The organism is Roseomonas sp. TAS13 (assembly GCF_001950415.1).
Lineage (GTDB): Bacteria > Pseudomonadota > Alphaproteobacteria > Acetobacterales > Acetobacteraceae > Roseomonas > Roseomonas mucosa.
The window spans coordinates 1-7777 of sequence record NZ_BDLP01000210.1; the positions used below are offsets into that span (position 1 = coordinate 1).

General features: G+C 71.3%; 8 protein-coding genes. All 8 read left to right on the plus strand.

Annotation, left to right across the window (positions count from 1 at the left end; translation table 11 throughout):
* Window positions 1–198: hypothetical protein (locus tag ROTAS13_RS27230; RefSeq protein WP_171979109.1), on the plus strand; the 198-nt coding region annotated here is incomplete at its 5' end.
* Window positions 199–204: 6 nt separating this feature from the next.
* A complete protein-coding gene (locus tag ROTAS13_RS15525) occupies window positions 205–1005 on the plus strand; it encodes an ABC transporter permease (RefSeq protein ID WP_083755561.1) in 801 nt (266 codons plus the stop codon).
* A gap of 4 nt (window positions 1006–1009) precedes the next feature.
* A complete protein-coding gene (locus ROTAS13_RS15530) occupies window positions 1010–1657 on the plus strand; it encodes an ABC transporter ATP-binding protein (RefSeq protein WP_019461971.1) in 648 nt (215 codons plus the stop codon).
* A complete protein-coding gene (locus ROTAS13_RS15535) occupies window positions 1620–2819 on the plus strand; it encodes a Wzz/FepE/Etk N-terminal domain-containing protein (RefSeq protein ID WP_226945996.1) in 1200 nt (399 codons plus the stop codon). The genes ROTAS13_RS15530 and ROTAS13_RS15535 overlap by 38 nt, the downstream gene beginning before the upstream one ends.
* 52 nt (window positions 2820–2871) lie before the next feature.
* Complete coding sequence (locus ROTAS13_RS15540; protein WP_252571818.1) at window positions 2872–4650, plus strand: polysaccharide biosynthesis/export family protein; 1779 nt, start codon at window positions 2872–2874, stop codon at window positions 4648–4650.
* 908 nt (window positions 4651–5558) lie between these two features.
* A complete protein-coding gene (locus tag ROTAS13_RS15545) occupies window positions 5559–6425 on the plus strand; it encodes a DUF2491 family protein (protein ID WP_075822785.1) in 867 nt (288 codons plus the stop codon).
* A 28-nt stretch (window positions 6426–6453) separates the two neighbouring features.
* A complete protein-coding gene (locus tag ROTAS13_RS15550) occupies window positions 6454–6867 on the plus strand; it encodes a DUF350 domain-containing protein (protein WP_019461967.1) in 414 nt (137 codons plus the stop codon).
* 48 nt (window positions 6868–6915) lie between these two features.
* Entirely contained in the window at window positions 6916–7716 is an 801-nt protein-coding gene (locus ROTAS13_RS15555; RefSeq protein WP_075822786.1) for a hypothetical protein, read from the plus strand.
* Window positions 7717–7777: the final 61 nt, after the last annotated feature.

The following is a 7777-nucleotide window of genomic DNA, read 5'->3' on the forward strand; positions in this document are numbered from 1 at the left end:
GCCAGCCTGCCCCTGCCCGATGGCGGCCGCGTCGCCAGCGTGCGGGTGGTGCGCGCCTATGACGCCGCCTCCGGCCGCCCTTGCCGCGAGGTGCAGATCGGCGGCGCCCCCGGCAGCCGCGTCTATTGCCAGGACCCCGCCCTCGGCTGGGTGCCCACCCGTCCGCTGCTCAGTGGCGGCACCTTCGGACAGTTGTGACCTGACGTGAGCATCTCCTACGGGGAAAAGCCGAGCCTGCTGGAATCCTTCCACGTGCAGCGTGCCGTGGTGGGGGCGCTTTTCATGCGCGAGCTGCATACGCGCTTCGGCCGCCACAACATCGGCTTCCTCTGGCTCTTCCTCGAACCGCTGACCCTGGGCACGGCGGTGGGCATGCTCCACTCCCTGTCGGGGCATGACATGCCGGGGGGCATCGATCCCTTCCTGTTCTCGATGTTCGGCTACGTGCCCTTCTTCGTCTTCCGCTCCGTCGTCACCCGCGCCCCCAGCGCGATCCATTCCAACCTCACCCTGCTCTACCACCAGCGCGTGACGCTGCTGGACATCATGCTGGCGCGCAACATCCTCGAATCCTCCGCCATCCTCGGCGTGATCGTGGTGATCGTCGCGGTCTGCTCCTTTGTCGCGGAGAAGCCGCCGGCCAATCCCGGCCTGCTGCTGCTCGGCGTGTCCTGCATGATCCTGCTCAGCCACGGCCTGTCGCTCCTGCTGGCCTCGGCCGGGGGGCGCTGGGAAGGTTTCGACCGCCTCGTCCACCCCGTGACCTACCTGCTGATGCCCGTCTCCGGCGCCTTCTTCGCGCTGAACTGGTTCTCCCCGGAATGGCGCGAGATCCTGCTCTGGATGCCGCTGATCAACATCCACGAGATGATCCGCGACGGCCAGTTCGGCGACCAGCTCCCCTCCTACTACGACACGGTCTACATCCTCGAATGGATCGTCGGCAGCAACGTCACCGGCATGCTGGCGCTGCGCGCCGTGCGCAGCAAGCTGAGCATGTACTGACGCCATGCTGGTGCTGGAAAACGTCTGGAAGGCCTACCACACCCGCGCCGGGGTGAAGCAGGTGCTCCAGGGCGTGAACATGGTGGTCCATCCGGGCGACGCGGTCGGCATCCTCGGCCGCAACGGCGCCGGCAAGTCCACGCTGCTGCGGATCTTCGCGGGCGTGGAGATGCCGACCGTCGGGCGGGTCTGGAAGGACATGTCGGTAAGCTGGCCGCTCGCCTCCGGCATCGGCGTGCAGAGCAGCCTCACCGGCGCCGACAACGCCCGCTTCATCGCCCGCATCTACGGCATCCCGGTGCGGCAGGTCCTCGACTACGTGCAGGACTTTGCCGAGCTCGGTCCCTATTTCCACGAACCCGTCCGCACCTATTCCGCCGGCATGATGAGCCGCCTCCTGCTCGGCCTCTCCTTCGCGGTGGATTTCGACTGCTACCTGGTGGACGAGGCCGTGGGCGCCGGCGATGCCCGCTTCGTGGACCGCACGCACCAGGCCATGGAGGAGCGCCTGTCCCGCTCCGCCCTGCTGATGGTCTCCCACAGCCCGGAACAGGTCCGCCTCTTCTGCCGGACGGCCGGCGTGCTCCGCCAGGGCCGCCTGGATTTCTACGAGGATGTCGATGAAGCTATCGCCGCCTATCAGTCCCTTTGACGCGACAGGCGGCCTCGAGGGCAGCAACGTCCTGCCGCCGCTGCCGCGCCGCCGCGGCCGGCTGCAGGCGCTGCTGCACCGCTACCGCATGATCCTGCTGGTCATCGGCCTGCCGATGCTCATCGCCTCCACCTATTTCCTGCTGGTCGCCACGCCGCAGTACCAGAGCGAGGCGCGCTTTCTCGTCCGCACCCGCTCCGGCGGGCCCACCGCCTCCAGCGCCCTCGGCTCGCTGCTGACCTCGGCCGGATTCACCTCCTCCAACGAGGACGCGCTGGCGATCGTGGACTTCATCAAGTCGCGCGACGCGCTGGACGGCGTGCAGCGGACGCTGAACCTCGTGGAGATCTGGCGGCGGCCCGAGGCGGATCTCGTGGCGCGGCTCTGGGACAGCGACCCGCCGGCGGAGCGGCTGCTCAAGTACTACAAGCGCATGGTCAACGTCTCGCATGACAGCTCCTCCGGCACGGTCACGCTCAGCGTGCGCGCCTTCCGGACCGAGGACGCCCAGGCCGTCGCCGAGGCGCTGCTCACCCTCTCCGAAGGGCTCGTGAACAAGCTCGGCGACCGCGCGCGCGAGAACACGCTGAACGTCGCCCGCGCCGAGGTCACTCGCGCCGAGCAGCGGGTGATCGCGGCGCGCGAGGCGGTGACCGATTTCCGCGTCCGCGAGCGTCTCGTCGATCCCGCCAGCGAGGCCAAGGCCAGCCTGGAGATCGTGGCCAAGCTGGAGGCGACGCTGACCCAGGCCCGTGCCGAGCTGATCGAGAAGACCGCCTATCTGCGCCCCGGCAACCCGGAGCTGCGCAACGTGCAGAACCGGATCGACGCGCTGGAGCGCCAGATCGCCATCGAGCGCGCCCGCATCACGGCCGACGGCCGGCAGGCGCTGCCGCAGCAGCTCGCGGGCTATGAGCGCCTGCTGCTGGAGCGGGAATTCGCCGACAAGCAGCTCGCCTCCGCCACCGCCTCGCTGGAGACGGCGCGGGTGGACGCGCAGCGCCAGGCACTCTTCCTGGCCCGCGTAGTGGAGCCGAACATGGCCCAGGAGGCCGAGTATCCGAAGGCCGGATTCATCCTGGGCAGCCTCTTCGCGATCCTTTGCGTGCTCTACGCGATGGGCTGGCTCGTCGTCGCCGGCGTTCGGGAACACGCCTCCTGATCCCCGGGGAGGGGGACAGGTTGGCGTCACTGTTGTTTGGGGGATGCATGAGATGCGTGCGCTGATCCTGGCCGCGGCCCTGCTGGTGCCGCTGTTGCCGACTGCCGCCAAGGCACAGACCCTGCCGCAGATGCTGCAGCAGTCGCAGCAGACGGTGGGGCAGGCCGTGCCCGGGCGGCTGTCGGGCCAGACCGCCAATGGCGGCGGCTCCGACAACTCCCTGGCCCCGTCGCAGATCGACCGCCTGCTCGGCAGCGAGACGCAGATCAACCGCGAGGGCGCCGCCACCGAGGCCGAGGGTGGCGCCAACGCCACCGGCCCCCTGGCGGAGCCCGACCGCTTTCCCGGCCCGACGCGCGCCGTCTTCGGCGCCTCGCTCTTCACCCGGAACTCGCCCAGCGCCATCGACGCGCCGACGCCGAACTACCGCATCGCCCCCGGCGACCGCGTCAGCGTCCGCGTCTGGGGCGCGGTGGAGGCCGAGGCGGTCGGCCAGGTCGATCCCGACGGCAACCTCTTCCTGCCCTCGATCGGCCCGATCCGCATCGCCGGCACCCGCTCGGGCGACCTGCAGAAGGTCGTGGAATCCGAGGTCCGCCGCATCTACACGCAGCAGGTCCAGGTCTATGCCGTGCTGCTGAACGCCAACCGCATCGGCGTCTTCGTCACCGGCTTCGTCCGCACCCCCGGCCGCCACACCGGCTCCGGCGCCGAGACGGTGCTGGACTTCCTGGTGCGCGCCGGCGGCGTCGATCCGGTGCGCGGCTCCTTCCGCGACATCTCCGTCCAGCGCGGCGGCCGCACCGTCGCGAAGATCGACCTCTACGCCTTCCTGCTGCGTGGCCAGCTTCCCGCCATCACCATGCAGGACAACGACACCATCATCGTGGCCAGGCAGAGCGCGCTGGTGGGCGTCAACGGCTCGGTCCGCAACAACTACCTCTTCGAGGTGCCGGGCCGCGCCATGTCGGGTGCCGAGCTGATCGACCTCGCGGCACCCCTGCCGGCGGCCACCAACGTGGTCGTGCGCGGCACTCGCAGCGGCCAGCCCTATGCCCGCTACGTCACCACGGCGCAGCTCCGCAGCCTCTCCCTGAGCGACCAGGACGTGGTGAGCTTCATCACCGACGCCCCGCCGCCCACGGTGCGCGTGAACATCGAGGGCAGCCGCATCGGCCCCTCCGTGCTGATCGCCGAACGCGATGTCGGGCTCTGCCAGCTCCTCGACTACGTGTCGGTGGACCCGCGCCTGGCCGACACCGCCTCGGTCTATCTGCTGCGCCCGCGCATCGCCGCGCAGCAGCAGCGCGCGCTGAACGAATCTCTCGACCGGCTGGAACGGCAGCTCTTCATGTCCACTGCCGCCACCACCGGCGTGGCGGAGATCCGCAACACCGAGGCACAGCTCGTGCTCGGCTACATCCAGCGCGGCCGGCGCATCAAGCCGGAGGGGCGCCTCGTCGTCTCCGACCGCAACGGCCGCTGCGCCGACGTGCGGCTGGAGGACGGCGATACCATCGTGATCCCCGAGCGCAGCCAGACGGTGATGGTGGCGGGCGAAGTCCTTTCCCCCACCACCGTGGTCTGGCGCGCCGGCATGACGGTGCAGCAGTATATCGACCAGGCCGGCGGCTTCGCCGACCGGGGCGACATCCGCAACATCATGATCCGCAAGGCCAGCGGCGAGATCATCCTCGACCCGGCCGTGGGGCCCAGCCCGGGCGACGAGCTGATCGCCATGCCCCGGCTCGATCCGAAATACTTCCAGATCGGCCGCGACCTGCTCAGCCTGATCTACCAGTCCGCCGTGGCGGCCTACTACTTCCGCTGAGGCTCTCGCCCCTCCGGGGGAGAGGTCCCTGGGCCGGGTGGCGGCGCAACCGCCGCCCGGACCGCCGGGTGACATTTTCGTTGCCTCCTCGCCGCCGGGCGCCCGATCGCCTATGCATGGCGGCATGTCCTGTCTCCGGCAGGTCCGCCCGGGCCTCCTGTCCGCCGCCTTTGCCTGCCTCCTGCTCGCCCTTCCGGCGGCGGAGGCCCTGGCCCGGCCTGGCGCGGCGCGTTCCAGCGGCGGCTATTCGCGCCCCAGCTATTCCGGCGCCGCGCCGCGCACCCCTTCCTTCGGCGGCTACGCGGCCCCCTCCCGCACCCCGTCCAGCGGCGGCTATGCCCGCCCCGATTCGGGCTTCGGCCGCATCCCCGGCATGGGCGGCTCGGCCTCCGACCGCTCCTACAACCGGGAGGCCGCCGGTGACGCCCTGCGCCGGATGCGCGAACGCGAGGCCAGCCGCCGCATCCCCGCGCCGGTCCCGGCCCCCGGTGGGGCCCCCGGTGGGCCCCCCGTTGGGAACCAGGGTGGCGGCCAAGGGGGTGGCTGGGGGGGCTCCTGGGGCGGCAACTGGAACACCGGCCGCGCCACCGCCCCGCGCGGCACCTATGGCGGCCCCGACTGGTACCGCGACCGGGGCTGGAACCCCGGCGGCGCGGTGCTTTCCGGCCCGCGCGGCTTCGGCATGTGGGACGCCGCCTTCCTCTGGTTCCTGCTCAGCACGCTGAACCGCCCCGGCCATACGGATTTCTTCCGCAACCACCAGGATGACCCCGCCCTGCGCGACTGGCGCGCCCAGGCGGAGCAGGCCGCGCGCAACGACCCGCAGATCCGCGCCCAGCTCGACCAGCTCGACCGCTCCCTGGCGCAGCAGCAGGGCCAGCCGCGACCCGGACTACCTGCCCCCCGACGTGCCGCCGGAGGTCGCCACCGCCAACCGCGACGCCGTCACGCCAACGGAGCATCATGGCGCGGGCATCGGCATGGTGCTGGGCGTGGTGGTGGTCGGCGGCGGCCTGCTCGGCGCCCTGGCCATGGCGCGGAACCGGCGGTCCGGCCCAGGGAATGGCAGCAGCGGGGGAGAGGGCGGCATGAACCGGACCGGCACCATGGGCAGCATCGCCAGCGCGGGCGACATGCTGCGCCACAAGATGTCGGGCGAGGGCTATACGCCCGACCGCTACCGCCTCGGCATGACCGTGACGCTGGACCCGACGCCCTTCCTCCTGGCCGGCGCCTCGCTCAAGGCGGCGGCGCCGCAAGCCGCGCAGCGCCTGAGCGTCGAGGGCCTCGGCCAGATCGCGGGCGCCGGTGCCGGTGAATCCCTGCTGCGCCTCTACCTCCCCGGCCAGGACTCGCCCATGCTGCAGGTCCACCCCGGCCCCGACGGCACGCCGGAGGAATGCCGCTACTTCACCCTGCTGGACGAGGTCACCCCGGCGGACGAGGCCGAATGGCAGGCCTGGCTCGACCCCCGGGAAGGCATGATCGGCTGGCCGGAATTCCAGACCAGGGATGGCCGGCGCTACGCCCGCCTCTGGCAGCCCGGCAGCCAGCCCGTCCCCCCGCGCGAACTCCGCGAAAGCCTGCAAACCACCGCCGGCACCCGTGAGCGCCGCTGCCTCGCCATGCTCTACGCCGCCCCGACCGGCGCCCCCGCCCCCGCGCCGCAGACCGAATACATCCTGGTGCAGAGCGTGGAGGACGGCTCCTCCGCCTGGGTCGAGATCCGCGCCGGCATCGACCTCAACCCCGCCTCGCTCGGCCTCGCCGGCTGACACAGCCATCCCGGAAGGAAAGCCACCCGTGGACGCGATCCTGAACACCCTGGCGGCGGGCATCCCCGTGCTGATCGTGCAGTTCGGCGTGACGCTGCTGCTGCTCGCCGCCGGTGCCGCCGCCTATATCGCGATCACACCCTTCCACGAGGTCGCGCTGATGCGGGCGGGCAACACCGCCGCCGGGGTGGTGCTCGGCGGCACGCTGGTCTCGCTCGCCATCCCGCTCGCCGCCACCCTGGCCACCAGCCGGCTCACCATCGACATCCTGGTCTGGGGCCTCGTCGCCCTGGTGATCCAGCTCGTGGTCTTCGCGCTGGTCGCCTGGATCTTCCGGGGCCTGCGCGCGGCGATCGAGACGGGCAACACCGCCGCCGCCATCGCCCTGGTGGGCACCCAGATCGCCGTGGCCCTGCTCAATGCCGGCGCCATGGCCGGCTGAAGCGTTGCCGCACCACCCTCCGCCCCGAAGCCCATTGGGAGAACCGCCATGCTCGCCTTCATCCGCAACCTCGTCGGCGTGAAGACCGACCAGGCCGTCAACAGCGCCATCGAGGCCATCGTGCGCTGGGACCCGAAATCGGCCACCGAGGCCGAGCTCCGCACCATGGAGCAGCATCTCGACCGCCTGGGCATGCAGGTCGCCGAAGCCCGCCAGGCCTATGAGAAGGAGGCCCGCGAGGCCCAGGCCATCCAGCAGCTCTCCGACCAGCGCATGGCCGCCGCCGAGGTCCTCCAGCGCCAGTCCGCCGCCGAGACCGATCCGGCGAGGAAGTCCGGCATCGAGCAGTCCCTCGCCACCCTCCTCAACATGCTGGAGGAAATGGCCCCCGAGGTGGACCGCGAGAAGCAGGACGCGGTGGATGCCAAGGAGTTCGTGGACATGCTCCAGGGCGCCTACGACCAGGCCGGCCAGAAGCTCCGCACGGCGCGCGACGCCCTGAACCGTGCCCAGCGCGACATGACCCGCGCCGGACAGCAGCGCGAGATAGCCGAGCAGCGCGCCGAGGCTGCCCGCCAGGCCGCCGGCCTCTCCGGCGCTACCAGCGGCCTCAGCGTGGCGCTCAAGGCGATGCAGGACGCCGCCGCCCGCGACCTCGCCCAGGCCGAGGCCGCCAGTGCCAAGGCCAAGCTGCTGGCCCCGACAAAGCCGGAGAAGGACGACCCCAACATCGCCGCCGCCATGAACCAGGCCGCCGGCGTCCTGCCCGCCCCCACCAGCCTCGCCGACCGCCTCGACGCCCTGCGCCAGCGCCACGGCACCCAGCCCAGGCTCGGCGGGCCGGGCTGAAGCGGCCTGCCCTTGGGGCTGTCTCTTGATCACATCTACGCTCAGCTCCACCGTAAGGCGA